Annotated in this window: 21 protein-coding genes; 11 read left to right on the top strand and 10 right to left on the bottom strand. The window is 72.0% G+C overall.

What is annotated here, in order from left to right:
• Positions 1–97 precede the first annotated feature (97 nt).
• Positions 98–3,106: an excinuclease ABC subunit UvrA gene (gene uvrA / locus OG534_RS27810; RefSeq protein ID WP_442807159.1), complete on the bottom strand. Its 3,009-nt coding sequence runs from the start codon at positions 3,104–3,106 to the stop codon at positions 98–100.
• 173 nt (positions 3,107–3,279) lie between these two features.
• On the opposite strand from uvrA, the gene OG534_RS27805 reads away from it, so the two are divergent.
• The 3 genes from OG534_RS27805 (at position 3,280) to OG534_RS27795 (ending at position 6,180) form a co-directional block, all read left to right on the top strand.
• A complete protein-coding gene (locus tag OG534_RS27805; RefSeq protein WP_326591585.1) occupies positions 3,280–3,975 on the top strand; it encodes a maleylpyruvate isomerase family mycothiol-dependent enzyme in 696 nt (231 codons plus the stop codon).
• Positions 3,976–3,984: 9 nt separating this feature from the next.
• Entirely contained in the window at positions 3,985–4,641 is a 657-nt protein-coding gene (locus OG534_RS27800; protein ID WP_326591583.1) for an MBL fold metallo-hydrolase, read from the top strand.
• 222 nt (positions 4,642–4,863) lie between these two features.
• Positions 4,864–6,180, top strand: coding sequence for an MFS transporter (locus OG534_RS27795; RefSeq protein WP_326593893.1), 1,317 nt, complete (start codon positions 4,864–4,866; stop codon positions 6,178–6,180).
• Between the two features lie 14 nt (positions 6,181–6,194).
• Here the strand turns inward: OG534_RS27795 and OG534_RS27790 are convergent, their stop codons facing one another.
• The 4 genes from OG534_RS27790 to uvrB all read right to left on the bottom strand — a co-directional run bounded on the left by OG534_RS27790 (position 6,195) and on the right by uvrB (position 12,252).
• Positions 6,195–7,178, bottom strand: coding sequence for a TerC family protein (locus tag OG534_RS27790; RefSeq protein WP_326591582.1), 984 nt, complete (start codon positions 7,176–7,178; stop codon positions 6,195–6,197).
• A gap of 235 nt (positions 7,179–7,413) precedes the next feature.
• The gene (locus tag OG534_RS27785) at positions 7,414–9,393 is read right to left on the bottom strand and encodes a TerD family protein (RefSeq protein WP_326591581.1); all 1,980 of its coding nucleotides are present in this window, start codon (positions 9,391–9,393) and stop codon (positions 7,414–7,416) included.
• Positions 9,394–9,438: 45 nt separating this feature from the next.
• Positions 9,439–10,017, bottom strand: a complete 579-nt coding sequence (locus tag OG534_RS27780) for a TerD family protein (protein WP_030762430.1) — start codon at positions 10,015–10,017, stop codon at positions 9,439–9,441.
• A 90-nt stretch (positions 10,018–10,107) separates the two neighbouring features.
• On the bottom strand, positions 10,108–12,252 hold the full coding sequence (uvrB, locus tag OG534_RS27775; RefSeq protein WP_326591580.1) for an excinuclease ABC subunit UvrB: 2,145 nt from the start codon (positions 12,250–12,252) through the stop codon (positions 10,108–10,110).
• 245 nt (positions 12,253–12,497) lie between these two features.
• Between uvrB and OG534_RS27770 the strand changes: the two genes are divergently transcribed.
• From OG534_RS27770 to OG534_RS27760, 3 genes are all read left to right on the top strand, one after another.
• Entirely contained in the window at positions 12,498–13,400 is a 903-nt protein-coding gene (locus tag OG534_RS27770; RefSeq protein ID WP_326591579.1) for a glycerophosphodiester phosphodiesterase, read from the top strand.
• A gap of 140 nt (positions 13,401–13,540) precedes the next feature.
• A complete protein-coding gene (locus tag OG534_RS27765) occupies positions 13,541–14,104 on the top strand; it encodes a methylated-DNA--[protein]-cysteine S-methyltransferase (RefSeq protein WP_326591578.1) in 564 nt (187 codons plus the stop codon).
• A 216-nt stretch (positions 14,105–14,320) separates the two neighbouring features.
• Positions 14,321–15,649: an MFS transporter gene (locus tag OG534_RS27760; protein WP_442807158.1), complete on the top strand. Its 1,329-nt coding sequence runs from the start codon at positions 14,321–14,323 to the stop codon at positions 15,647–15,649.
• On the opposite strand, the gene OG534_RS27755 is transcribed toward OG534_RS27760, so the two are convergent.
• Entirely contained in the window at positions 15,639–16,037 is a 399-nt protein-coding gene (locus OG534_RS27755) for a cupin domain-containing protein (RefSeq protein ID WP_326591577.1), read from the bottom strand. The two genes, OG534_RS27760 and OG534_RS27755, sit on opposite strands and share 11 nt — an antisense overlap.
• A 73-nt stretch (positions 16,038–16,110) precedes the next feature.
• A complete protein-coding gene (locus OG534_RS27750; RefSeq protein WP_326591576.1) occupies positions 16,111–16,896 on the bottom strand; it encodes a class I SAM-dependent methyltransferase in 786 nt (261 codons plus the stop codon).
• 82 nt (positions 16,897–16,978) lie between these two features.
• Between OG534_RS27750 and OG534_RS27745 the strand changes: the two genes are divergently transcribed.
• Positions 16,979–17,911 (top strand): pseudouridine-5'-phosphate glycosidase, encoded by a 933-nt coding sequence (locus OG534_RS27745; protein ID WP_326591575.1) that lies wholly within the window; start codon positions 16,979–16,981, stop codon positions 17,909–17,911.
• On the top strand, positions 17,908–18,807 hold the full coding sequence (locus OG534_RS27740) for a carbohydrate kinase family protein (protein ID WP_326591574.1): 900 nt from the start codon (positions 17,908–17,910) through the stop codon (positions 18,805–18,807). The genes OG534_RS27745 and OG534_RS27740 overlap by 4 nt, the downstream gene beginning before the upstream one ends.
• A 263-nt stretch (positions 18,808–19,070) precedes the next feature.
• On the opposite strand, the gene OG534_RS27735 is transcribed toward OG534_RS27740, so the two are convergent.
• Complete coding sequence (locus tag OG534_RS27735) at positions 19,071–19,721, bottom strand: uridine kinase (protein ID WP_326591573.1); 651 nt, start codon at positions 19,719–19,721, stop codon at positions 19,071–19,073.
• A gap of 94 nt (positions 19,722–19,815) precedes the next feature.
• On the opposite strand from OG534_RS27735, the gene OG534_RS27730 reads away from it, so the two are divergent.
• Positions 19,816–21,261, top strand: a complete 1,446-nt coding sequence (locus tag OG534_RS27730; RefSeq protein WP_326591571.1) for a WGR domain-containing protein — start codon at positions 19,816–19,818, stop codon at positions 21,259–21,261.
• Positions 21,262–21,291: 30 nt separating this feature from the next.
• Here the strand turns inward: OG534_RS27730 and OG534_RS27725 are convergent, their stop codons facing one another.
• The gene (locus tag OG534_RS27725; RefSeq protein WP_326591570.1) at positions 21,292–21,663 is read right to left on the bottom strand and encodes a cupin domain-containing protein; all 372 of its coding nucleotides are present in this window, start codon (positions 21,661–21,663) and stop codon (positions 21,292–21,294) included.
• A 139-nt stretch (positions 21,664–21,802) separates the two neighbouring features.
• Between OG534_RS27725 and OG534_RS27720 the strand changes: the two genes are divergently transcribed.
• Both OG534_RS27720 and OG534_RS27715 read left to right on the top strand, forming a co-directional pair.
• The gene (locus tag OG534_RS27720) at positions 21,803–22,462 is read left to right on the top strand and encodes a DUF2293 domain-containing protein (protein WP_326591569.1); all 660 of its coding nucleotides are present in this window, start codon (positions 21,803–21,805) and stop codon (positions 22,460–22,462) included.
• A 137-nt stretch (positions 22,463–22,599) separates the two neighbouring features.
• Entirely contained in the window at positions 22,600–23,667 is a 1,068-nt protein-coding gene (locus OG534_RS27715; protein WP_326591568.1) for a S1C family serine protease, read from the top strand.
• Positions 23,668–23,758: 91 nt separating this feature from the next.
• Here OG534_RS27715 and OG534_RS27710 read toward each other — a convergent pair whose 3' ends face one another.
• Positions 23,759–24,424, bottom strand: coding sequence for a chaplin (locus tag OG534_RS27710; protein WP_326591566.1), 666 nt, complete (start codon positions 24,422–24,424; stop codon positions 23,759–23,761).
• Positions 24,425–24,440: the final 16 nt, after the last annotated feature.

Below are 24,440 nucleotides of genomic sequence, written 5' to 3'. Positions count from 1 at the left end.
TCAGCCCCGCCGGCGTTTGAGGCGCGGGAGTCCGGGGGCAGAGCCCCCGGCAGCGGCGCCGCAGACGAACACGGCACCGCCCCGCCCAGCGCAGCGATCACGCCTTGCGGGCCCGCGTCGCCTTCTTCGCCGGTGCGGCAGCCTTCTTCGCAGCGGCCGCGGCCTTCTTCGCCGGAGCCGCAGCGGCGGCCTTCTTCGCCGCGCCCGCCTTCTTGGCCGGCGTCCGCGCCGCCGGCGTCCCGTCGGAGACACGGTCCGCGCCCAGGATGTCCCGCAGGAACTTGCCCGTGTGGCTCGCGCCCACCGACGCGACCTGCTCGGGCGTGCCCTCGGCCACCACCAGGCCGCCGCCGTAACCACCCTCGGGGCCCATGTCGATGACCCAGTCCGCGGTCTTGATGACGTCGAGGTTGTGCTCGATGACGATCACCGAGTTCCCCTTGTCCACCAGCCCCGACAGCACCTTGATCAGCTTCGAGATGTCCTCGAAGTGCAGACCCGTCGTCGGCTCGTCCAGCACGTACACCGTCCGGCCCGTCGACCGCTTCTGGAGCTCGGAGGCGAGCTTCACGCGCTGCGCCTCACCGCCCGACAGGGTCGGCGCGGACTGCCCGAGGCGGACGTAGCCCAGCCCGACCTCGTTCAGCGTCTTCAGGTGGCGCGCGATCGTCGGCACCGCCTCGAAGAAGCCCAGCGCCTCCTCGATCGGCATGTTCAGGACTTCCGCGATGGACTTGCCCTTGTAGTGGACCTCCAGCGTCTCCCGGTTGTACCGGGCGCCGTGGCACACCTCGCACGGGACGTAGACGTCCGGCAGGAAGTTCATCTCGATCTTGATCGTGCCGTCGCCGGAGCAGTTCTCGCACCGGCCGCCCTTCACGTTGAAGGAGAAGCGGCCCGGCAGGTAGCCGCGCACCTTCGCCTCCATCGTCTCCGCGAAGAGCCTGCGGACGTGGTCGAAGACGCCGGTGTACGTCGCCGGGTTGGACCGGGGGGTCCGGCCGATCGGCGACTGGTCGACGTGCACGACCTTGTCGACGAGCTCGTCCCCCTCCACCCGCGTGTGCCGCCCCGGCACCGAGCGGGCGCCGTTCAGCTCGCGCGCCAGGTGCGTGTAGAGGATGTCGTTGACCAGCGTCGACTTGCCCGAGCCCGACACACCGGTCACGGCCGTGAGCACGCCCAGCGGGAAGGACACGTCGATGTCCCGCAGGTTGTTCTCCTTGGCGCCGTGGACGGTGAGCCTGCGCTCCCCGTTCACGGGCCGGCGGACGTCCGGCAGCGCGATGGACTTCTTGCCGGACAGGTACTGCCCGGTCACCGACTCGGGGTTGTTCAGCAGGTCCTTCAGCGAACCGCTGTGCACCACCTTGCCGCCGTGCTCGCCCGCGCCCGGGCCGATGTCCACGACCCAGTCGGCGACCTTGATGGTGTCCTCGTCGTGCTCGACGACGATGAGCGTGTTGCCCATGTCCCGCAGCCGCACCAGCGTCTCGATCAGCCGGTGGTTGTCGCGCTGGTGCAGGCCGATGGAGGGCTCGTCCAGCACGTACAGCACGCCGACCAGGCCGGAGCCGATCTGCGTGGCGAGCCGGATGCGCTGGGCCTCGCCGCCCGACAGGGTGCCGGCGGCGCGGTTGAGCGAGAGGTAGTCGAGGCCGACGTCCACGAGGAAGCGGAGCCGCTCGTTGACCTCCTTGAGGACCCGCTCGGCGATCTTCTTGTCGCGGGCGTCGAGGCGCATCCGCCCAAGGAAGTCCGCGCACTCGCTGATCGACATGGCGGCGACCTCGGCGATGGACTTCTCCATCACCGTCACGGCGAGCACGATCGGCTTGAGCCGCGTGCCCTGACAGGTCGGGCAGGGCACTTCGCGCATGTAGCCCTCGAAGCGCTCGCGGCTGGCGTCGCTCTCCGACTCCGCGTGCCGCCGCTTGACGAACGGCACGGCGCCCTCGAAGGCCGTCGTGTACGCCCGCTCCCGCCCGTACCGGTTGCGGTAGCGGACCTCGATCTGCGTCTTGTGCCCGTGGAGCAGGGCCTTCTTCGCGCGCACCGGCAGCCCGGCCCACGGGATGTCGGTCCGGAAGCCGAGTTCCCCGGCGAGCGCGCCGATCAGCCGCTGGAAGTAGTCCTTGGTGTGGCCGAGCGACCACGGCGAGACGGCGCCCTCGTCGAGGGACTTCTCCTCGTCCGGGACGATCAGGTCGGGGTCGACCTCCATGCGCGTGCCGATGCCGGTGCACTCGGGGCAGGCGCCGAAGGGCGAGTTGAAGGAGAAGGAGCGCGGCTCCAGCTCCTCGAAGGAGAGGTCGTCATAGGGGCAGTAGAGGTGCTCGGAGTACATCCGCTCACGCTCGGGGTCGTCCTCGGCGAGGTCGACGAAGTCCAGGATCACCATGCCGCCGGAGAGGCCGAGGGCCGTCTCCACGGAGTCGGTGAGCCGGCGCTTGGCGCTGTCCTTGACGGTGAGGCGGTCGATGACCACCTCGATGGTGTGCTTCTCCTGCTTCTTCAGCGTGGGCGGCTCGGAGAGCTGGATGGTCTCCCCGTCCACCCGCGCCCGGCTGTAGCCCTTGGTCTGGAGGTCGGAGAAGAGGTCGACGAACTCGCCCTTGCGCTCGCGCACCAGCGGCGAGAGCACCTGGAAGCGGCTGCCCTCGGGGAGCGCGAGCACCTTGTCGACGATCGCCTGCGGCGACTGGCGCGAGATGGGGCGGCGGCACTCGGGGCAGTGCGGCTTGCCGATGCGGGCGAAGAGGAGGCGGAGGTAGTCGTAGACCTCGGTGATGGTGCCCACGGTCGAGCGCGGGTTGCGCGAGGTCGACTTCTGGTCGATCGAGACGGCCGGGGAAAGGCCCTCGATGAAGTCGACGTCGGGCTTGTCCATCTGCCCGAGGAACTGGCGGGCGTACGACGAGAGCGACTCGACGTAGCGGCGCTGGCCCTCGGCGAAGATCGTGTCGAAGGCCAGGGAGGACTTGCCCGACCCGGAGAGTCCGGTGAAGACGATGAGCGAATCGCGGGGCAGGTCGAGCGAGACATTCTTGAGGTTGTGCTCGCGAGCGCCACGAACGATGAGACGGTCGGTCACGCCGGTCCGCACCTTTCTTGAGAGAGCGGGGGCACGGGCCCCCGTCCCAGGGTATGGGGGGCGCCACTGCAGTGGAGATGAGTCTGAACTTCGAGCGTATAGCACGCACATTCGATTTACGGCACTCCGCAGACCTCTTCACCCGATCGTGTGGCCGGAGGCCCGAAACCACTAGGCTCGGCGTCATGACTGATCATGTGCACGACCTGCGATCTGTACGTGAAGCCACGGACCGGCTGCTGACCGCGGTCGCGAAACTGGACAACGCGAGCCTGTCCGAGGAGTCACACCTCCCCGGCTGGAGCCGTGGCCACATCCTGGCCCACCTCGCGCGCAACGCGGACGCCCTCGTGAACGTCTTCGAGGCGCGCCCGATGTACGAGAGCGCCTCCGCGCGCGACGCGGACATCGCACGCGACGCCGGCCGGCCTCTGGAAGAACACCTGACGGACCTCCGTGATTCCGCGACCCGCTTCCTCGCCACCACCGAGCCCGACCAGGACTGGTCACGCACCGTGGAGCTGCGCAACGGCGTCACCGACCTCGCCGCCAACGTGCCCTTCCGCCGCTGGGTCGAGGTCGACCTGCACCACGTCGACCTGGACATCGGTTACGAGCTCTCCGACCTCCCCGAGGAGTTCACCGACCGCGAGATCGCCTTCCTCGCCGACCGCTGGTCCGGGCGTCCGGAGGTGCCGCCGGTGACCCTGAACGCCTCCTACGGCGGCCAGGTCTGGCACACCGGCGGCACCGAGGGCACCCCCGTGGTCCTCGAGGGCCCCAAGGACGAACTGCTCGGCTGGCTGGCCGGACGCGGTCTCAAGGGCGCCCACCTCGCCGTCATGGCCGGCGACGGCCTGCCCGAGCTCCCCCCGCTCTAGGATCAAGACATGACGTACACCGGAGAGGTCAAGGTCGGCGGTCCGGCCGACGTGCACGAGCTCGCGGACCTGATGATTTCCAAGGTCGCGGTGGGTTCCATGAACAACAACGCGTACCTGCTGCGCTGCCGCGCGACCGACGAGCAGCTGCTCATCGACGCCGCCGCCGAGGCGGGCACCCTGCTGAGCCTGATCGGGGACGACGGCATCGCCTCCGTCGTCACCACCCACCGGCACGGCGACCACTGGGGCGCCCTCGCCGAGGTGGTCGCGGCGACCGGCGCGCGGACCTACGCCGGCGCCCTCGACGCCGAGGGCATCCCGGTGGCGACCGACGTCCCGGTCGCGGACGGGGACACCGTGCGCGTCGGACGGGTCGAGCTGACCGCGCGGCACCTGGTCGGCCACACCCCCGGCTCGATCGCCCTGATCTACGACGACCCGCACGGCCACGCGCACGTGTTCACGGGCGACTGCCTCTTCCCGGGCGGCGTCGGCAACACCTCGGGCGACGCGAAGGCCTTCACGAGCCTGCTCGACGACGTCGAGCACAAGCTCTTCGGACAGCTGTCGGACGAGACCTGGGTCTACCCGGGCCACGGCGACGACACCACGCTCGGCGCCGAGCGTCCGCACCTCGCCGAATGGCGCGAGCGCGGCTGGTAGGCACCACAACGCGTCAACATGGGTACGCGGCGCACTCCTTCCGGTCGTTGACGGCCGAACGCACGTCCCCGGGGCCGGGGAGCGGGTATTTGGTGCAGCATGCACCAGGACCCCTCCCCGCCCCTCGCGTCCTCCCCCACGCCTTCCCCCACCCCCCTCACCCCCCTCCTCCCCGACTCCGCCGCCCGGCCCGGCGAGGACGGCGGCGGCGCCCGCCCCGGCATGCTGCGGCTGGCCTCGGCCTCGCTCGCCGGGACCGCCATCGAGTTCTACGACTTCTTCGTCTACGGAACGGCCGCGGCCCTCGTCCTCGGCCCGCTCTTCTTCCCCTCCTTCTCCCCGCTCGCCGGAACGCTCGCCGCCTTCGGCACCTTCGGCGTCGGCTTCCTGGCCCGCCCGCTGGGCTCGGCGGTGTTCGGCCACATCGGCGACCGCTACGGCCGGCGCCCGGTCCTGCTCGGCTCCCTGCTGCTGACCGGCCTCGCCACGGTCGCCATCGGCTTCGTCCCGACGTACGCGTCGATCGGCACGGCCGCGCCGGTCCTGCTGCTCCTGTTGCGCTTCCTGCAGGGTCTCGGGCTCGGCGGCGAGTGGGGCGGCGCGGTGCTGCTGACCGCGGAGCACGCCCCCGAGGGGCGCCGCGGGCTGTGGTCGAGCTTCCCGCAGATCGGCCCGGCGGTGGGTTTCCTGCTGGCCAACGGCCTGGTGCTGGCGCTGTCCGCGTCGCTGACCGACGCCCAGTTCACCTCGTGGGGGTGGAGGGTGCCGTTCTGGGCGGCCGGGCTGCTGGCGCTGGCCGGGCTGTGGCTGCGCCGCTCGGTGGAGGAGACCCCGCAGTTCCGGGCGCTCGCCGAGACCGGGCGTCGGGCCGAGGCCCCGCTGGCCGAGGTGATCCGGGGCCACTGGCGGCTGCTCCTGCTGACCGGCGGGGCGCTCGCCGTGGGGTACGCCGTCTTCTACGCGGTCACCACCTGGTCCCTCGCGTACGCCACCGAGCACCTCGGGGTGGGCCGCACGACGATGCTGGCCTGCATCATGGCCGCGGTCGCGCTCAAGGGCCTGGTGACCCCGCTGATGGCGGTGCTCGGCGACCGCTACGGGCGCCGGCCGCTGTGCCTGGCCGGCTGCGCGATCTGCGTCGTGTGGATGTTCCCGCTGGTGGCGCTGTTGCGGACGGCCGACCCGCTGCTGATGACGCTGGGCTTCACCGGGGCGCTGCTGGGCATGGTGACGATGTTCTCGGTGGTGGGCGCGTACCTGCCGGAGCTGTACGCCCCGCGGATCCGCTGCACGGGCGCGGCCGTCGGCTACAACCTCGGCGGTGTGCTGGGCGGGGCGCTGACCCCGATCGTGGCGACGGCGCTGGCGGACGGCTCCGGTCCGCCGTGGGGCGTCGCGCTGTACCTGAGTGGGATCGCCCTGGTCAGCCTGGGCTGTTTCGCCCTGCTGCCGGAAACCAATCCGCTGGTCGTGCGCAAGCGGGCGGACGCGGTCCGGGCAACGGAGACGGGGGCGGCCGAAGCGGCCGCCCCCGTGTAGATCCGTAGCCGGGGTTACGCGTCGATGCGCTCCGGGCGGGCGGCGGCCTCGGCCGCCGCCTGCTTCTTCGAGGCGATCAGGCTGGTGATCGTGGTGATGACCAGGACACCGCAGATGACGCCGAGGGAGACCGGGATCGAGATCACCGGGACGTGCATGCCGGTCTCGTGCAGGGCGTGCAGCACCAGCTTGACGCCGATGAAGCCGAGGATGACCGACAGGCCGTAGCTGAGGTGGACCAGCTTCTTCAGCAGGCCGCCGATGAGGAAGTACAGCTGGCGCAGACCCATCAGGGCGAAGGCGTTGGCCGTGAAGACGATGTAGGGGTCCTGGGTGAGGCCGAAGATCGCGGGGATCGAGTCCAGGGCGAACAGGACGTCGGTGGTGCCGATGGCGAGCATGACGACCATCAGCGGGGTCAGCACGCGCTTGCCGTTGTTCTGGATGAAGAGCTTGGTGCCGTGGTACTTGTCGGCGACGCCGAACTTCTTCTCGACGGACTTGAGGAGGCGGTTCTCCTCGAACTCCTCTTCCTCCTCGTCCTTGCGGGCCTCCTGGACCAGCTTCCACGCGGTGTAGATCAGGAAGGCGCCGAAGATGAAGAAGACCCAGGAGAAGCTGGCGATGATCGCGGCGCCGGCGGCGATGAAGACCGCGCGGAGCACGAGGGCTATCAGCACGCCGACGAGCAGCACCCGCTGCTGGAGGTGGGAGGGCACCGCGAACTTCGCCATGATGAGGACGAAGACGAAGAGGTTGTCGACGCTCAGGGACTTCTCGGTGATGAAGCCGGCGAAGAACTCCTGGGAGGCCTGGCCGTTGCCGAAGAACCACAGGCCGAGCCCGAAGAGCGCGGCGAGGACGATCCAGACGACCGTCCAGATGCCCGCTTCCTTGATCGATACGTCGTGCGGTTTGCGGCCGATGAAGAAATCGGCGCCGATGAGCAGGGACAGACCAAGAATGGTCGCGACCCACAGGGCCCAGGAAACTTCCATGGTGAACACGCCTCCGGCGGATGGCTCAGCACTTCGTCAGCGTCATCGCTGCCGGAGGTCTCTTCCACCCGGGCGGCCTGGAGGCCGTGGGCCGACGCCCCGGGACCACTGCGCTCTTGACCGCAGTGGTCCGTATTGACGGGTACGCCGTAGCAGGAAAGCAGGAATACTCCCCTCCGCACACATGAGCATACCCGTCCAGGGCCCACAAGGTAAAGAGAGTCCCAAAGAATGGTCACGGGCGGGTAGTGCGCCGGGCCTCCGCCACCCGGTCCAGTGCCTGGTCGAGGACCCTGCTGCCCTGCGGCGGCAGGTCCGGTTCGAAGGTCCAGGCGTGGTGCACCCAGGGGTCGGCGAGGTGGTTGTCCGCCACCGGCGACAGCCGCATCAGGGAACGCCACAGCGGGTCGAGGAGCGGCCCGTAGGCCGAGGCCTCGTCGCGGTCCGCGACCATCAGCAGGTGCACGCCGACCGCCGCGCCCTCGTCGGCGAGGTAGCGCAGCTGGGTCACGGCACGGTCGTCGAAGCCGTGCGGGAAATCGTGCACGATCAGCAGCTGCTCGGCCGTGTCCACGTCCGGGGGCAGGTCCTCGGGAGCGCCGGCCCGCAGCGCCATCTGTACGAGGTCCACCCGCCGGGTCAGCCGCGCGAGGGTCTGGGTGACCCCCGCGGCCCCTGCGGCGGGCGGCCCGGCCAGCACCCCGGCGCGCACGAGGGGCGCCAGGGAGGCGGATCCGGCGCCGGCGGCGTCGATGACGTGGACGGAGAACCGGTCGGCGGGGTGGACCGCGAGCAGCCGCACCGCGTACGCGACGGCCATGTCCATGGCGGCCCGGCGCAGCTTGTCGGTGTCCATGGCCATCGCGGCCTCGGAACCGGTGCGGCCGTTGTCGATCCACAGTCCGCGCTCCAGCGGGACCCGGACCAGCATGGGGATGCGCAGATCGGGCCGCTCGGGCAGGTGCAGGTCTCCCAGGCGCAGCGCGAGCGGGCTCTCCTCCGGCATGCGGTGACCGTGCCAGACGGGATTGTCCCAGCGGGCGTACGAGGCTGGCAGCGCCGGCTCGACGACCTGCGACTCGGCGATCAGCTGGACGAGGTCCCGGTCCAGGACGGCCTGGGCCTGCGCGACGAGCTCCTCGCGGCGGGCCCGTGCGGTGTCGCGGGCGGCGTTCCCGGAACCGCCGAGGCGGTGGCGCGGGTCGGAGAGGGCCTCGTCGAGCTCGCGGTCCATGCGGGCGTCGGCGAACTCGACGGCGCTGCGGTAGGCGGCGACCGTGCGGGCCAGGTCCTCGAACATGCCCCAGACCTGGTTGTAGAGCCGCTCCTCCATGGACCAGCCGCTGGCGTCCCCCGCGACGGGCCGCGGGGGCTGTCCGGGCTCCTGGGCCGCGGCCGCCCGCGGTGCGGGCTCGGGCGGCTCGGTGCTGGTGCGGCGGCGCCGCGGGTGGGCGTAGCTGATGGTGGGCGACGCGTCCGGCGAGTCGCCGCCGGGCGGGGACGCGGGTACGGGTGCGGGCCCGGGCGTGCCGGCGTACGGAACCCCGGAGACCGGGACCTGGTCCGGCGGCTCGGGAGTGGGGGCGGGGGCCTGGGCCGGGGTCTGCGGGGCGCGCAGGTCGCCGACCAGGCTCGGCATGGCCGCGGGCGTGCCGACGGCCGCGCCGGCTCCGGCGACCGTGCGCAGGGCGTCGGCGGCCAGCGCCGCGGCGGCCGGTGCGGCCAGCCCGCCGTCGGTCAGCAGGGCGCCGAGGCCCTCGGCGTAGCCCTGGCCCACGGCGCGGACCTTCCAGGCACCCTGGCGCCGGTACAGCTCCAGGGCGACCACGGCGGTCTCGACGTCGAGTCCGGTCAGGGTGTACCCGGCGAGCTCGGCGCCCTCCGGGTCGGCCACGGCCACGTAGGAGGCCGGGACCGCGCCGAAGCGCACCGGTCCGCCGGGCGGCAGGACGAGCAGCACGCCGACCCGGTGGACGTCCGCGGCGACCGCGTCGAGGTCGACGGCGAAGGTGTGCCGGTCGGCGAGCTCCCCCGGCGAGCGGACGCCGGGGAGGGACCTGGCGCCGGGGTGGGCCAGGATCCCGTCGCCGGAGAACCGGCCCTGTTCGTCGGCGAGCGAGGCCAGGGCGAGCACGGGTGTGCCCGCCGAGACCCTGATCTCCACCCGGCTCTGGGACACGGGGTGGTTCTGCCCCCGGACCAGTTCGGCCGTCATCGTGCAGCCCCTCCCCGTGCCTTCTTCTTCTCTTTTCCGGTACTGCTACAGGTGCGGCAGGATCGCCGGCATGAGGTCCTGGAAGGTGCGGCCGTTGGCCGGGTTCCCGAGGGCCGTCATCTGCCAGCCGGCGCCCGCGCGGGACACCTTCGCCATGATCTGCGCGGTGTACTGACCGCCGCCGTCGAGGGTGTAGCGGGCCAGCTCCTGGCCGTTGGTCTCGTCGACGATGCGGCAGAACGCGTTCTGCACTTCCTGGAACGTCTGGCCGGTGAAGGAGTTCACCGTGAAGACGATCTGGTCGATGTGCACCGGCACGCGCTGGAGGTCGACGAGGATCGCCTCGTCGTCCCCGCCCTGGCCGACGCCGCCGACGAGGTTGTCGCCGGTGTGGCGCACCGAGCCGTCGTCGCTCTGCAGGTGCCGGAAGAAGACGACGTCCACGGGCTGCTTGTCGGCGAAGAGCACCGCCGACGCGTCGAGGTCGATCTCCCGCGTCCGGGAGCCGAACAGTCCGCGGCGCTTCGCCGCCTGCCAGCCGAGGCCCATCCGGACCGCGGTCAGCGTGCCCCCGTCCGCCTTCTGCAGACTGATGGCCTGACCCTTGGTCATGTTGACCGTCACGAGCTGTCCCCTCTCCATGGCCCGCCCCATTAACGGGCGCGCAGCGTGTACCTGCGGCGCTGTGACCCAACCCTACTGACAGGCTTCGGCTCAGGCGAGGCCCGCTTCCTTCATCTGCCGCAACTCCTTCTTCAGCTCGCCCACCTCGTCCCGGATCCGGGCCGCGACCTCGAACTGGAGCTCCGCGGCCGCCCCGCGCATGCGCTCGGTCATCTGCTCGATGAGCGCGGCCAGTTCTGCGGCGGGCCGGTCGGTGAGCACCTCGGCCGCCTTGGCGCCCTTGGCACCCCTGGCCGCCTTGGCCCCGGACGCCTTGCCGCCCAGCGCCGGCACCGGCGCCTTGAGGGCCTTGCCGTCCTTCGTCTGCCGATAGCCCGTGCCGAGGAGCTGCTCGGTGTCCAGCTCCTCGCGGGCGATGGTCGCGACGATGTCGTTGATCTTCTTGCGCAGCGGCTGCGGGTCGATCCCGTGCGCGGTGTTGTAGGCGACCTGCTTCTCCCGGCGGCGGTTGGTCTCGTCGATCGCCTGGGCCATCGCCGGGGTGATGGTGTCCGCGTACATGTGGACCTGGCCCGAGACGTTGCGCGCCGCGCGGCCGATGGTCTGGATGAGCGAGGTCCCGGAGCGCAGGAAGCCCTGCTTGTCGGCGTCGAGGATCGCCACCAGGGACACCTCGGGCAGGTCGAGGCCCTCGCGCAGCAGGTTGATGCCGACCAGGACGTCGTACTCGCCGGAGCGCAGCTCGCGCAGCAGCTCGATGCGGCGCAGGGTGTCCACGTCGCTGTGCAGGTAGCGGACCTGGATGCCGAGCTCCAGGAAGTAGTCCGTCAGGTCCTCGGACATCTTCTTGGTGAGGGTGGTGACCAGGACGCGCTCGTCCTTCTCCACCCGCTCCCGGATCTCGTGCACCAGGTCGTCGATCTGGCCCTCGGTGGGCTTGACCACGACCTCGGGGTCGATGAGGCCGGTGGGGCGGATGATCTGCTCGACGAAGCCGTCGCCGCGCGAGAGCTCGTACTTGCCCGGGGTCGCCGACAGGTAGACGGTCTGGCCGATCCGCTGCTGGAACTCCTCCCACTTCAGCGGCCGGTTGTCGAGGGCCGACGGCAGCCGGAAGCCGTGGTCGACGAGGGTCCGCTTGCGGGAGGCGTCGCCCTCGTACATGGCGCCGATCTGCGGCACGGTGACGTGCGACTCGTCGATGACCAGGAGGAAGTCCTCCGGGAAGTAGTCGATGAGGGTGTTGGGCGCGGAACCGCGCTCGCGGTCGTCCATGTGCAGCGAGTAGTTCTCGATGCCGGAGCAGGACCCGATCTGCCGCATCATCTCCAGGTCGTACGTGGTGCGCATGCGCAGACGCTGCGCCTCCAGCATCTTGCCCTGCTTCTCCAGCTCGGCGAGGCGCCCGGCCAGCTCGGCCTCGATGCCGGTGATCGCCTTCTCCATGCGCTCCGGACCGGCGACGTAGTGGCTGGCGGGGAAGACGTACAGATCGCGGTCCTGGCTGATGACCTCGCCGGTCAGCGGGTGCAGGGTGGAGAGGGCCTCGATCTCGTCGCCGAACATCTCGATGCGGACGGCCAGTTCCTCGTAGACCGGGAAGATCTCGATGGTGTCGCCGCGCACCCGGAAGGTGCCCCGGGTGAAGGCCACGTCGTTGCGGGTGTACTGGATGTCCACGAAGCGGCGCAGCAGCTGGTCCCGGTCGATCTCCTCGCCGATCTTGAGGGAGACCATCCGGTCGACGTATTCCTGCGGGGTGCCGAGGCCGTAGATGCAGGACACGGAGGCGACGACGATCACGTCCCGCCGGGTCAGCAGCGAGTTGGTCGCGGAGTGGCGCAGCCGCTCCACCTCCTCGTTGATCGAGGAGTCCTTCTCGATGTACGTGTCCGACTGCGGTACGTACGCCTCGGGCTGGTAGTAGTCGTAGTACGAGACGAAGTACTCGACGGCGTTGTTCGGCAGGAGCTCGCGGAACTCGTTCGCCAGCTGGGCGGCGAGGGTCTTGTTCGGCGCCATGACCAGGGTGGGGCGCTGAAGCTTCTCGATCATCCAGGCAGTGGTCGCCGACTTGCCGGTGCCGGTCGCACCCAGCAGGACGACATCCTTCTCACCTGCGCGGATGCGCTTCTCCAGGTCGGCGATGGCCGCCGGCTGGTCGCCGCTGGGCTGGTAGGGGCTGACGACCTCGAAAGGCGCCACCGTGCGTTCGATCTTCGATACGGGCCGCATGAGTCAACCGTACGACCCCCCACTGACACTCACGCACCGCGCGCCTCCTCGGCGTGCTCCCGGCCCGCGCAGGGGCTCCCGCCGGGCTCGGGGCCGCCGTCATTCGTTCTGGTCCGTTTGTCGTAGTTCGGTGGCGGCTCGGTGATCTTCAACCCCATGATCGCCGTGAAGTGCATCGCCACAACGTCTGCCGCTCCGCACCCGTCTGACGCAGGAACAGGGCTCACGACCCGAGGAGAACGCACATGTACGTCCGACCCGCCGCCGCGGCCGCCGCCGCATTCCTGGGCTTCACACTCACCCTGCTGGGCGGAACGGCCTCGTACGCCGCCACCGGTCCCGGGTCCACCACCGGATCGGCGGCCCTGGGGAGCCCCGTCGTGTACGCCCACCGGGGGGCCTCGGCGTACGCCCCGGAGAACACCCTCGAGGCCGTCGACCTGGCGATGCGGCTGGGCTTCGACTGGGTCGAGAACGACGTGCAGCGCACCAAGGACGGCGAGCTGGTGGTGATCCACGACGACACCCTGGCCCGCACCACCGACGTCGAGGAGCTCTTCCCCGACCGCAAGCCCTGGAAGGTCCAGGACTTCACGGCGGCCGAGATCGCCCGGCTGGACGCGGGCAGCTGGTTCGGCGAGGAGTACGCGGGCGCCTTCGTGCCGACCCTGCGGGAGTACCTCGACCGGGTGCAGCGCAACCAGCAGCGGCTGCTGCTGGAGATCAAGAAGCCGGAGCTCTACCCGGGGATCGAGGAGCAGACCCTGAAGGTGCTGGGCGAGGCGGGCTGGCTCGACGAGCGCCGCGTGACGCAGCGCCTGGTGGTGCAGAGCTTCAGCGCCGACTGCGTGCGCATCGTGCACAGGCTGCGCCCGGACCTGGTGACGGCCTTCCTGGGCACCCCGACCGTGGCGGACCTGCCGCGGTACGCGGAGTTCACCGACCGGATCAACCCGTGGCACACCACGATCTCGGCCGACTGGGTCGCGGCGGTGCACGGTCTGCTCGGCGCCCACGGCAAGGCCATGGAGGTGGACACCTGGATCGTGGACGACGCGGCGACCGCCCGGAAGGTGCAGGCCATGGGGGTGGACGGGATCATCACCAACGCCCCGGACGTGGTCCAGGAGGCAGTCGGCGGCTTCTGAGCCGGCCGCGGGCGCCGCCGGTGTCGTGGGCACGGCCGGCGGGACCGGCTGCGGCCAGCTCGATCGGGGCGATCGGGGCGATCGGGGCGATCGGGGCGATCGGCGGCGGGGTTGTCAGGGGGGAGCCGTACGGTGGGGGCGTGGACAGCACCGAGCGGCCCCGCGGGCCGCACCTCGAATGGACCGTCGTCGCCAGCGACATCGGTCCCCTCCTCCTGGCCGCGACCCCGGACGGCCTGGTCCGGGTCGAGTTCCATGCCGAGCCGGACCGGGTCGACCGGATGATCGGCCCGCTCGTCTCGCGGCTCGGCGCCGACGCCCTGCGGCCCGCGCCGGGCGAGGAAGTGCTCCTCGCCGAGCCGATACGCCAGCTCGCCGCGTACTTCGCCGGTTCGCTGCGGCGCTTCGAGCTGCCGCTGGACTGGCGCCTCAGCTCCGGTTTCAACCGGCAGGTGCTCCAGGAGCTCGACCGGTCCGTGCCGTACGGCTCGGTCGTCGGCTACGGGGAACTGGCCGCCCGGGCCGGACAGCCCGGCGCCGCCCAGGCCGTGGGCAACGCGATGGGGTCGAATCCGCTGCCGCTGGTGGTGGCCTGCCACCGGGTCGTGGAGAACGACGGGGGCATCGGCGGGTTCGGCGGGGGCGTGGAGACGAAGCGACAGCTGCTCGCACTGGAGGGCGTGCTGCCGCAGCCGCTGTTCTGAACAGCGCCCGTGTGCTGAACGGTGCCCCTGTGCCGAACCGTGGCCCTGTGCCGAACGGCGGCCTGACCTGCGGTCACCGCCGGGACACCGTCACCTTCCGCCGGGCAGTAAGGGGTGGCACACTGCGGCGGTGACTACTGCTGCCGCCGCACCCGGCCTCACCGCGTCCGCGTCCCCCGCGCCCCGTGTCACGCACCCGCGCGAGCGGGGCACGGCGTGACCGCCTCGCCCGGCAAGGACCGGCCGGCGGCGCCGCTCGGCCTTCCGGAACTGGCCCGGCTGCAGCGGCGCACCTCCCGGGTCCTCATCGCCGGCCAGGTCCTCGGCGGCCTGGGCGTGCCCATCAGCATCGCCCTGGCCCCCGTGCTCGCCACCGAGGTCAGCGGCACCGAGGCCATGTCCGGCCTCGCCTCCACCGCCTCGGTGATCGGCACCGCCGTGGTCTCGCTGCCGCTCGCCGCCCTGATGACCGCGCGCGGCCGACGCCCCGGGCTGGTCCTGGCCTACGCGATCGGGGCCGCCGGAGCGGGCCTCGTCGTGCTCGCCGCCACGATCGGGAACTTCCCGCTGCTGCTGCTCGGCATGGCCGCCTTCGGCGCCGCCTCCTCCGCCAACCTGCAGGCCCGGTTCGCCGCCGCGGACCTCGCCGCCCCGGACCGCCGGGCCCGGGCGATCTCCGTCGTCGTGTGGGCGTCCACCATCGGCGCGGTGCTCGGCCCCAACCTGTCCGCCCCGGCCAGCCGCAGCTTCGCCGGGACCTCCATACCCGAGACGGCGGGCCCCTTCGTATGGGCCGCTGCCGTCTTCCTGCTCACCGGCACGCTGATCGCCGTACTCCTGCGCCCGGACCCGCTGCTGACGGCCCGGGCACTCGCCGCACCCGAGGAGCAGACCCGCGAGAGCCGCTCGATGCGCGCCGGATTCACCGCCGTTAAGGCCTCGCCGCGGGCCCGGCTCGCCCTCGTCACCGTCGCCGTGTCCCACACCACCATGGTCTCGATCATGGTGATGACCCCGATGGACCTGGACCACCACGGGGCCGGCCTGGAGCTCATCGGGCTCGTGATCAGCGGTCACATCGCGGGCATGTTCGCCTTCTCGCCCGTGATGGGGTGGCTCGCCGACCGGCTCGGACGGCTGTCCGTGATCGGCCTGGCCGCGGGACTGCTGTCGGTCGCCGCGCTGCTCGCCGGGACGGCCGGGCCCAGCCACGGGCAGAGCACGCTCGGCCTCTTCCTCCTCGGCCTCGGCTGGTCCGCCGGGATGGTGTCCGGCTCGGCGCTGCTGACCGACTCGGTGCCGCAGCCCGCACGGGCCGCCGTACAGGGCCTGAGCGACCTCACGATGAACACGGCCGCGGGCGTGGGCGGCGCGGCCGCCGGCCTGATCATGGCCCAAGCGGGCTACGGCTGGCTGAACGCCGTCGGCGCCGCGCTGCTGCTGCCGATGGCCGCGCTCGCACTGTTCACGGCGCGCCGCCATCCCGTGCCCGCCCCGGCCGCCGCCGTGGTCGCCGCGCCTGCCACGAAGGGCGTCAGTAGCTGATGTGGTAGGCCTTGCGCAGCGTCTCGTGCACGGTCCAGGTCGTCTTGTCGCCCTCCCGGAGCACGCACGCCGAGCCGGGCCCCAGCTCCAGGGTCCCGCCGCCCTCGACCTCGACGGTGGCGCGGCCGCTGACCACGACGAACAGCTCGTTGGCCTCGATGTCGGTGACCACGCCGGGGGTGATCTGCCAGATCCCGCGCACCTGCTTGCCGTCGGCCGACTCCCAGAGCACCTTGCCCGTCACGACGGGGTCGCCGGAGACGATCTGCTCGGGGGCGAGGTCGTCGGCCTCCAGCTCGACGTCCGCGACGGAGAAGGAGAAGGAGGCGGGGCCGAGGTCGGGGGCGGGGGCGGGGGCTGGGACGGCGGAGTGATCGCTGGTGCTCATGGCGCGCCAGCCTAGTGCGGCCCGCCCGCGCGGCGCGGTGACCACAGCGTCCAGGAACGGCCCGGCGGACGAGTCACCCTGTCCAGCGCCCGGGTCCGGCCGGGCGCCTGGCGGCGAGGACCGGCTGGTGGAATCCGGTGTCGGCCGGTGCGTGCCAGAGCGGGTCAGCGAAGCCGGCCTGTCCGGCGTACTGCGCCGTCTCCTCCTCCGCGAGCGCCCAGTACGTCGCGGTCGACGTCCGCGTGGTCCAGGTGTCGCCGGTCGGCAGCAGCTGGAAGAGCTCCAGGTCGTACCGCTCCCCGTCGGGGTGCCAGTGCCACAGCTGGAAGGTGACGGTCCGGCCCTCGGGGCCCGTGCGGACGTGCGGGGCCTCGCTCTGCGGCCTGGCCCGGCGCAGTTCCCCGTACGGGCGGGTGGAGAGCAGCAGCAGGCCGCCGGGGCGCAGCACCCGCAGGGTTTCGGCCAGCGCCGCGCGCACGTCCCGGGCGGTCAGCAGGTGCGGCAGGGCGTTGTCGGCGCAGACCACGGCGGCGAAGGAGGCGTCCGCGAAGGGCAGGGCCCGCATGTCCGCGGCGGCGACGGGCAGGGCGATCCCCCGCGCCTCGGCCTCGCGGGCGGCGCGGGCGGCGGAGACGGGGCTGAGGTCGGTCCCGGTGACCCGGTGGCCCAGCAGGGCGAGGCCCAGCGCCTGGGTGCCGATGCCGCAGGCGTTGTCGAGGACCGTGTGCGGCCCCGGGCCCAGCGCGGCCGTGAGCAGGGCGTCGAGGGCCCGCCCCTGACGGCGGATGCTCGCGTCCCAGTCGGCGTACATGAGGTCGTAGCGCTCGGCCAGCTCGTCGTAGAAGCCCCGCGTGTCCATGAGGGAACGCTACTCGGACAGGTTGGGACGGGTGTGGCGGGAGTGCGTTTGGGGGCGTCAATCCCGTGCCATGGATGGGGACATGTCACAGCACACAACATCTGAGGTCCCGGTCCTGTCGGACGAGGTACGCGAGGCACTCGCCCGGGGCAAGCCCGTGGTGGCCCTGGAGTCGACGATCCTCGCGCACGGCCTGCCCCGCCCCCGCAACCTGGAGGTGGGCCTGGAACTGGAGGCGCTGGTCCGCGCGGAGGGTGCTGTTCCGGCGACGATCGCGGTCGTGGACGGGGTGGCGTACGCGGGCCTGGACAAGTCGCGGCTGGAGCGGATCGCGGGCGGCGACGGCGTGCGCAAGCTCGGCCACCGGGATCTGGCACCCGCGCTGGCGGCAGGGGCGACCGGGGCGACGACGGTGTCCGCGACGGCCTTCCTGGCCGCCCGGGCGGGCCTGCGGGTCTTCGCCACGGGCGGGCTGGGCGGCGTACACCGGGAGTGGGCGCAGACGCAGGACGAGTCGGCGGACCTCTCGCTGCTGGCGCGGACGCGGATCACCGTGGTGTGCGCGGGGGTGAAGTCGATCCTGGACGTACCGGCCACGCTGCAGCGGCTGGAGACGCTGGGGGTGGGGGTGCTCGGGTACGGGACGGGGCGCTTCCCCGGGTTCTACCTGGCCGATTCCGGTGAGCCGGTGGACTGGACCGTGCACCGGCCCGAGGAGGTGGCGGCGGTGATGGCGGCCCAGGACGCGCTGGGCGGACCGGAGTCGGCGCTGCTGGTGGCCAATCCGGTGGCGCAGGACCTGCAGCTGGATCCGGAACTGCACGACCGGGTGCTGGCCGAGGCGCTCACCGCATGCCGCGAGCAGGGGATCACGGGGCAGGCGGTGACCCCGTTCCTGCTGGGGTTCCTGGTACGGGCGACGGACGGGGCCTCGCTGGAGGCGAACCTGGCGGCGGTGCGCGGCAACGTACGGCTCGGAGCCCGGATCGCGGGGGCCTGGGCGGCGCGCGCATGACCGCGGCCGGCGCGCTGCTCGTCGTCGGGGACGTGGTGACGGACGTGGTGGCGATACATCCGGAGCCACTCGCTCCGGCCACCGACACCGCAGCCCGCATCCGGACCCTGCCGGGCGGCGCCGGGGCCAACGCGGCGTGCTGGGCGGCCCGTACGGGGACGGCGGAGGTACGCCTCCTGGCGCGGGTGGGCGCCGAATCGGCGCGGTGGCACGAACGGGCGCTGGTGGACGCGGGGGTGCGGCCGCGGCTGGTGATCGACCCGGAGGAGCCGACCGGGACGGTGGTCGCGCTGGTCGGCAAGGACGCGGAACGGACCTTCCTGACGGACAGCGGGGCCTCGTTGCGGCTGTGCCCCGCCGACTGGGCCCCCTCCCTGCTGGACGGGGCGGCTCACCTCCACCTGTCGGGCTACCTGTTCTTCGCCGACAGCAGCCGGGAGCTGGCCATGGTCGCGCTGCGGGCGGCCCGGACGCGGGGCGTGCCGGTGAGCGTGGACCCCGCCTCGGCCGGATTCCTGGTCACGCTGGGGCCGCAGCGCTTCCTCGACGCCGTGGCGGGGGCGTCCGTCCTGCTGCCCAATGAGGACGAGGCCCGGCTGCTGGCCGGGCTGCCGGAGCCGGCGGGGGTGGCCCGGGCGGCGGCGGAGCTGAGCCGGCGGGTGCCGCTGGTGGTGGTCACCCTGGGCGCGGGCGGGGCGCTGGTCGCCGAACGGGGCCGGATCACCGCCGAGGTCGAGGCGGAGCCGGTCGAAGCGGTGGACTCCACGGGCGCCGGCGACGCCTTCACCGGCGCCTTCCTGGCGGCCCGCCTGGACGGCGCAACCCCCGCGGAAGCCACCCGCACGGGCTGCCAAGCCGCAGCCCAGGCCATAACCCACCCGGGCGGCCGCCCATAACCCCACCCCACCGGCCCACCCAACACAACCTCCAGCCCCACCGGCCCTCCTCCAGCCCCGGCGGCGCTTGAGGCGCGGGTCCGGGCAACGCCCCAACCTCTCAGCCCCGCCGGCGTTTGAGGCGCGGGGTCCGGGGCGGAGCCCCGATCTTCAAGCCTCGCCGGCGTTTGAGGCGCGGGTCCGGGCAGCGCCCGGGAAACGGAGAAAGGGCGGGGCGGGGACCAGCTCCGCGCAGCGGCACCCGCACCCCGCACAAGTGATCCTCACCGCCCCCGGATCCCGGTCCAGGCGGGATGCCTGGGATCGTCGGCCCGCACCACCACATCCGCGACCGCCCCCGGATCCACCTCGGCCTCGTAGCGCGCGAACGCCGGCACCGTCCACCCCGCAGCCTCCTCAGTCCTCCGCACCAACGCCCCCTCCGACAGCCGGATGTGAACGCTCAAGTCAAAGGGAAACCACTGCCCCAGCAGCAACGGCCCGTGCACGAGCAGCACACCTCCGGCCGGAAGTTCGACGTACGGGCTGCGGGTCGCCCGGTCGGTCACCGGGTCCCAGAGGTCCGGCAGCACCCGCCCGCTGCCACCGGGATCCGTCGGCCCGAACACCTCCCGCCAGAGCGCGGCCGTGTCGTACCAGCCGCCCAGGTACGTGTCCACGTCCTCGCGGCCGAACTCGAAGCGGAGGGAGGCCGGCCGCAGAAAGCCGTCGGCCGGCACCACCAGGACCGGGCGCCCGCGCAGCCGCAGCGCCTCGGCGAGCCGCCCGGCGAGCACGCCGGTGCCGGCGGCGGGCGCTCCGTCCACGCCGACACGCTGCCAACCGCCCTGCCCGGCGGCGGCGTTCCCGGGGTCGCCGAGGTGACCGGCGAGCCGCTCGGCCATCCGCTGCCATGTGATCGCTTCCCACTGCACCGGCCCATTGTCAGTGGTCGGCCCTAACGTTTTTCACGAGGGATCACCGGCGGAAAGGGAGCCGGCGGCCCTGCCTTTTGGGGAGGGGTTTGTCATGGCTCGGGAGACGACGTACCTGGAGCTGTCGCAGGATGGCGGCGGGGCGCACAAGTTCTACGAGGTGACCGTGGACGGCACGGCCGTCTCCGTGCGGTACGGACGCATCGGCGCGGACGGCCAGCTGACGGTCTCCTCGTTCCCGACCGCCGAGAAGGCCCGGGCGGCCGCCGCCAAGAAGGTCGGGGAGAAGGTACGCAAGGGGTACGCCCCGGCCGTGCAGGGGCAGCGCGCCGCCCGGTCGGTGACCCGCCGCCAGGTGACCTCGGCGCCGTCGACGGCCCGCGCGGTGGCTCCGGTGCTGTGGCGTTTCCGTACCGGCTCCGCGGCCTTCGGGATCCATGTGGACGAGGACCGCTGCTGGGTCGGCAACCAGGCCGGCGACGTCTACACGCTGAGCCACGGCGGCGAGGTGCTGGCCCGGTATTCGCTGCCGGACGGGGTGAAGTGCCTGGTGGCGGACGACTTCTGGATATACGCGGGCTGTGACGACGGCACGGTGTACGACCTGTCGTCGAAGGTTCCCTTCGGGGCCTACACGATCGCGGCGGATGTGGACATCTACTGGCTCGACATCCACGAGGGCGTTCTGAATGTCTCCGACGCGGGTGGCGGCCTGACCGTCATCGACCACGAGGACGAGCACCAGTGGTCGCGCAAGTCCGGCGGAACGGGCGCCTGGATGGTCCGGGCGGACGAGCGCGCCGTCTTCCACGGGCACAGCGGCGGTGTGACGGCCTATGCCGCGGACGGCACCGGGCAGTTGTGGCACACCAGGACCCCCGGCGGGGTGCTGTTCGGCTGGCAGGAGGACCACGCGGTGTATGCGGGCACGGTCCGCAACTCCGTGCAGCGGCTGTCGAAGGCCACCGGCGCGATAGAGGTCTCCTACGCGTGTGACGCCGCGGTGTACTCGTGCGCGACCTCGCCCGACGGACGGCACGTCTTCGCCGCGGACTCCTCCTCCTCGGTCTACTGCTTCGACGCCGACGGGCGGCGGCTGTGGAAGCTGGGGACCGGCGGCGGGTCGGCGCTGTCCATGCAGTACCTGGACGAGCGGCTGTACCTCGTCACCACCGACGGTTCGCTGGTCTGCGTGGATGCGAGCGAGCAGGCGATCGCGTCGGCCCAGCAGGGCTCGGTCCCGGCGCCGGTGGACGTGAAGTCGGCCGCGGCGCTGCCGGTGTTCACCCCGGCCGCGTCGGCCGCGGCGGTGGCGACGGTTTCGATGGCCTCGGCGCCGGCGGGCGGTGTGGTGGTGGAGTGCGTCCAGCAGGGCGGCCGGATGCGGGTCCACGTGGTGTCGGGCGGCTTCGAGCCCTCGTGGAACGTGCAGTTCCCGCGCGGGATCCGGGAGGCGGGCGCCCGGTACGTGGTCGACGGTCTGCACGCCGCCTCAGGGGGCTTCTACCGGGTCCGCGGGGAAATACGCCGACTGGTGTGAGCAGGCAGGGCCGGCCTCCCCGGCCGGGGCTCAGTGGGTGTGCTCCTCGCAGATCTCCGAGGTGACACCGGGCGGGGCGGGGGCCGGTATGGAGAAGGGGATTCCGTCGGGGAGTTCGGGGGTCACGTGCAGCACGACCGGCTCGGTGCCGAGGTTGTGGCCCAGGTGGATGTGCCGGATACCCGCGGGTTCCACGAAGGTGGTCCCGGCCGTGTGCACCTCGACGGTGCGGTCGTGCAGCACCCGGGTGAGGGTCCCCGCCAGGACGACGGCCTCCAGCCGGACCCGGTGGAAGTGCCATCCGGTACAGCCGCCCGGCGGGATGACTATCTCCCTGCCCGACGGAACCATGACGAAGCACGCCCCTGCGGGCCGTGCCGTCGTCGCCTGCCGTCCACCCATGTGCCCTCCTCGGTGGACCGGCGCCCGGTCCATCGCCCCACCGTAGAAGGGTGACAGGACATCCCGGAAGAGTCGATGAAACATCAACCTCCCTTCCCCACCAGGTGATATGAGGCCCATACAGCGGTATCACACCTGTATGAGCCTGGTGGTGTTCGCATCTCTGAAGCAGATCCACTGCGCGGAGTGCCGGCAGGGCCCGCTCCGGCACCTCGTGCGCGAGTCCGGTGTGCCGCGCTGTCTCGACTGCGCGGATCTCGGACATCTGGTCTACCTCCCGCGCGGGGATGCCGCGCTCACCCGCCGTTCCCGCGAGGCCAGTTCGCTCTCCGCGGTCGTCGTCCACTTCAACAGGCGCCGCCGCCGCTACGAACGCCTGGGGCTCCTCGTCGAGGACGCCGCCCTGGCCCACGCGGAGCGCGCCTGTCTCGCGGACTCCGAGGCGCGGGCGCGCCGCCGGGAGCGCGACCGGCTGCGGCGCGCGGCCGAGGACACCCGGTTCACGGCTGCCTTCGCCGCCGAGATAGTGCGGCTGTTCCCCGGGTGTCCCGCCGACCGGGCCGTGGCGATCGCCACCCATGCCTCGGTGCGCGGCAGCGGCCGGGTGGGCCGCACCGCGGCCGGCCGGGCCCTGGACGAACTGGCGGTCTCGGTCGCGGTCCGGGCGGCGGTGCGGCACACCGACACCGAGTACGACGCGCTGCTGATGGCGGGAGTCCCCCGGTTCGCGGCCCGCGCCCGGCTGGCCGCGCGGATCGACGCCATCCTCGACGAGTGGCGTACGACGCCCCGCTCCTAGACCCCGGGGCTCTTTCCGATCAGGCGTCGCCAGGACACCCGGGGGCCTCGGGGCTACGGTGAAAAGAGAGGCGCACCAGCGCCGAGAAGAGATCTGCGTCAGGAGGGGGACCCGGCCCGTCCTGAAGGGGGTCCGCCATGCGTGCGCACATCAGTCTCCTCGCAGCGTCGGCCCTCCTCGTCTCGGTGTGCGGGGCCACCGGTGCGACAGCGAGCGAGCCCGCTCCGGGCGACGCCGAGCAGGCCAAGTCCGCCGTGGTCCGGGTCATGAGCAACTCCGCGTCCGGCACCGGCTTTGTCTACGACGCCGGCGGCGGACTGATCGCCACCACCGCATACGTCATCGCGGGGGAAGGCGGTCTGAAAGTGGCCGTGGCCGGCGGGGCTCCCGTCTCCGCCCGGTTGCTGGGCAGTGACCTGTGCCAGGACCTGGCCGTACTCAAACTGACCCCTCCGCAAACGGGCCTGAAGGGCTTGCGGCTCGGGGACAGTGATCTGCTGTTCGGCGGTGACCCCATCACCTCGCTCGGCTACCCGGATGCGGGCACCCCCGGAGCGGATGCGGTCGCCGTCTCCGGTGCGGCGTACGAGACCGCCGCCGATGTCGGTCACCTGTCCACCCCCGACTACCCTGCCCTGATCCACCATTCCGTGGCCACGAAACCCGGAGACACCGGAGGGCCGGTGCTGAACAAGGACGGCGAAGTGGTCGGCGTCAACACGGGGACATGGATAGACGAGCAGCACCCCACGGGTGAAAAACGCCGCGTGGCCGAGGCCATCAGCAGCAACCAGGTGAAGTCCGAACTGCCGGGCCTGGCGGCCGGCTCGACGAAGAACGATCCCGGATGGTGGCTCGGAGCGGTGTCGGATCCGAGCCTTCCACAGCAGGCCGTGTCCGCCGAGATCGACAAGAGCGCGCTGCAGGCCGCGCACAAGCGGCTTCAGAGCGAGGGGACGGACGGCCTGTTCGTCTTCGATGTCCGCAAGGGCTCTCCGGCCGAGAAGGCCGGGGTCCGGCAAGGGGCCGTGATCACGACGGTGAACGGGGAGGGCGTTTCCACCGTCCCCGAGCTGTGCGAGATCCTCGAACCCGCCTCGCCCGGCGAGCGGCTGAGCCTTCAGGGGGTGTACTCAGGAGTCGGCGCGGGTGACCACCGTTTCGGTGACGCGTGGACCGCCGACGTGCAGCTGGCAGGCTCGTAGCGCGATCGTGCTCGGCCCACACCTGCCCCCCCGTCCGCCCCGGACGAGCCCGTGTGGGCCGCGACCCTGCCGCCATGTGCGCCCTGACGCCTCAGTTGAGACGGAAGCGGCGGTAGAGGAGAGCTCCGCCGAGCAGCAGCGCTCCGCCGCCGGGCAGGAGGTAGCCGATGCCGTCGGCCCCGGTGTGGGCGAGGGCCTCGGTGTGCCGGGGCGGGGCCGGCCGCGCCTGCGGAGCCACGGGCTGCTCCACGACGGGCGGCTCGACCACGGGCGGCTTGACCACGGGCGGCTCGACGACGGGCGGCTCGACGACGGGCGGCTGGACGGGCTTGGGACCGCTGGGCTCCTCACCGTTGACGGACGTGTTGCCGTGGGAGGAGTTCCCGACGCCGACGACGCTCACGGCATTGCCGCTGATGTTCAGCGGAAGTTCGACCGGAAGCTGCAGCCCGTTGCCGGACAGCACCCCGGGGGAATCCTTTCCGTGTGCGTCCGCCACGGCGCCTCCGCCGTTTCTGGCTCCTGACGTCGACGGACCCGTGGACTTCTTTCCGGAATGCCCGCCGCCACCCCCCGGCGCCTCGTTGACACAGCGGTTGCCGGCGGCGGAGTTGAGTACGCCGATCACGCTCACGGTGTTCCCGCACGCGTTCACCGGGACGTGCACGGGCAGCTGCACCAGGTTCCCGGACAGCAGCCCCGGCGAGCGTTCGGCCCGGCCATCCGCGTCCGCGTCGGCGTGGGCGAATCCGCTCACACCCGCGACCGCCAGT

The sequence above is a fragment of the Streptomyces sp. NBC_01294 genome (assembly GCF_035917235.1).
Lineage (GTDB): Bacteria > Actinomycetota > Actinomycetes > Streptomycetales > Streptomycetaceae > Streptomyces > Streptomyces caledonius.
Note: the sequence above shows the minus strand (reverse complement) of the source record. Positions and strands in the feature narration are given on the sequence as shown.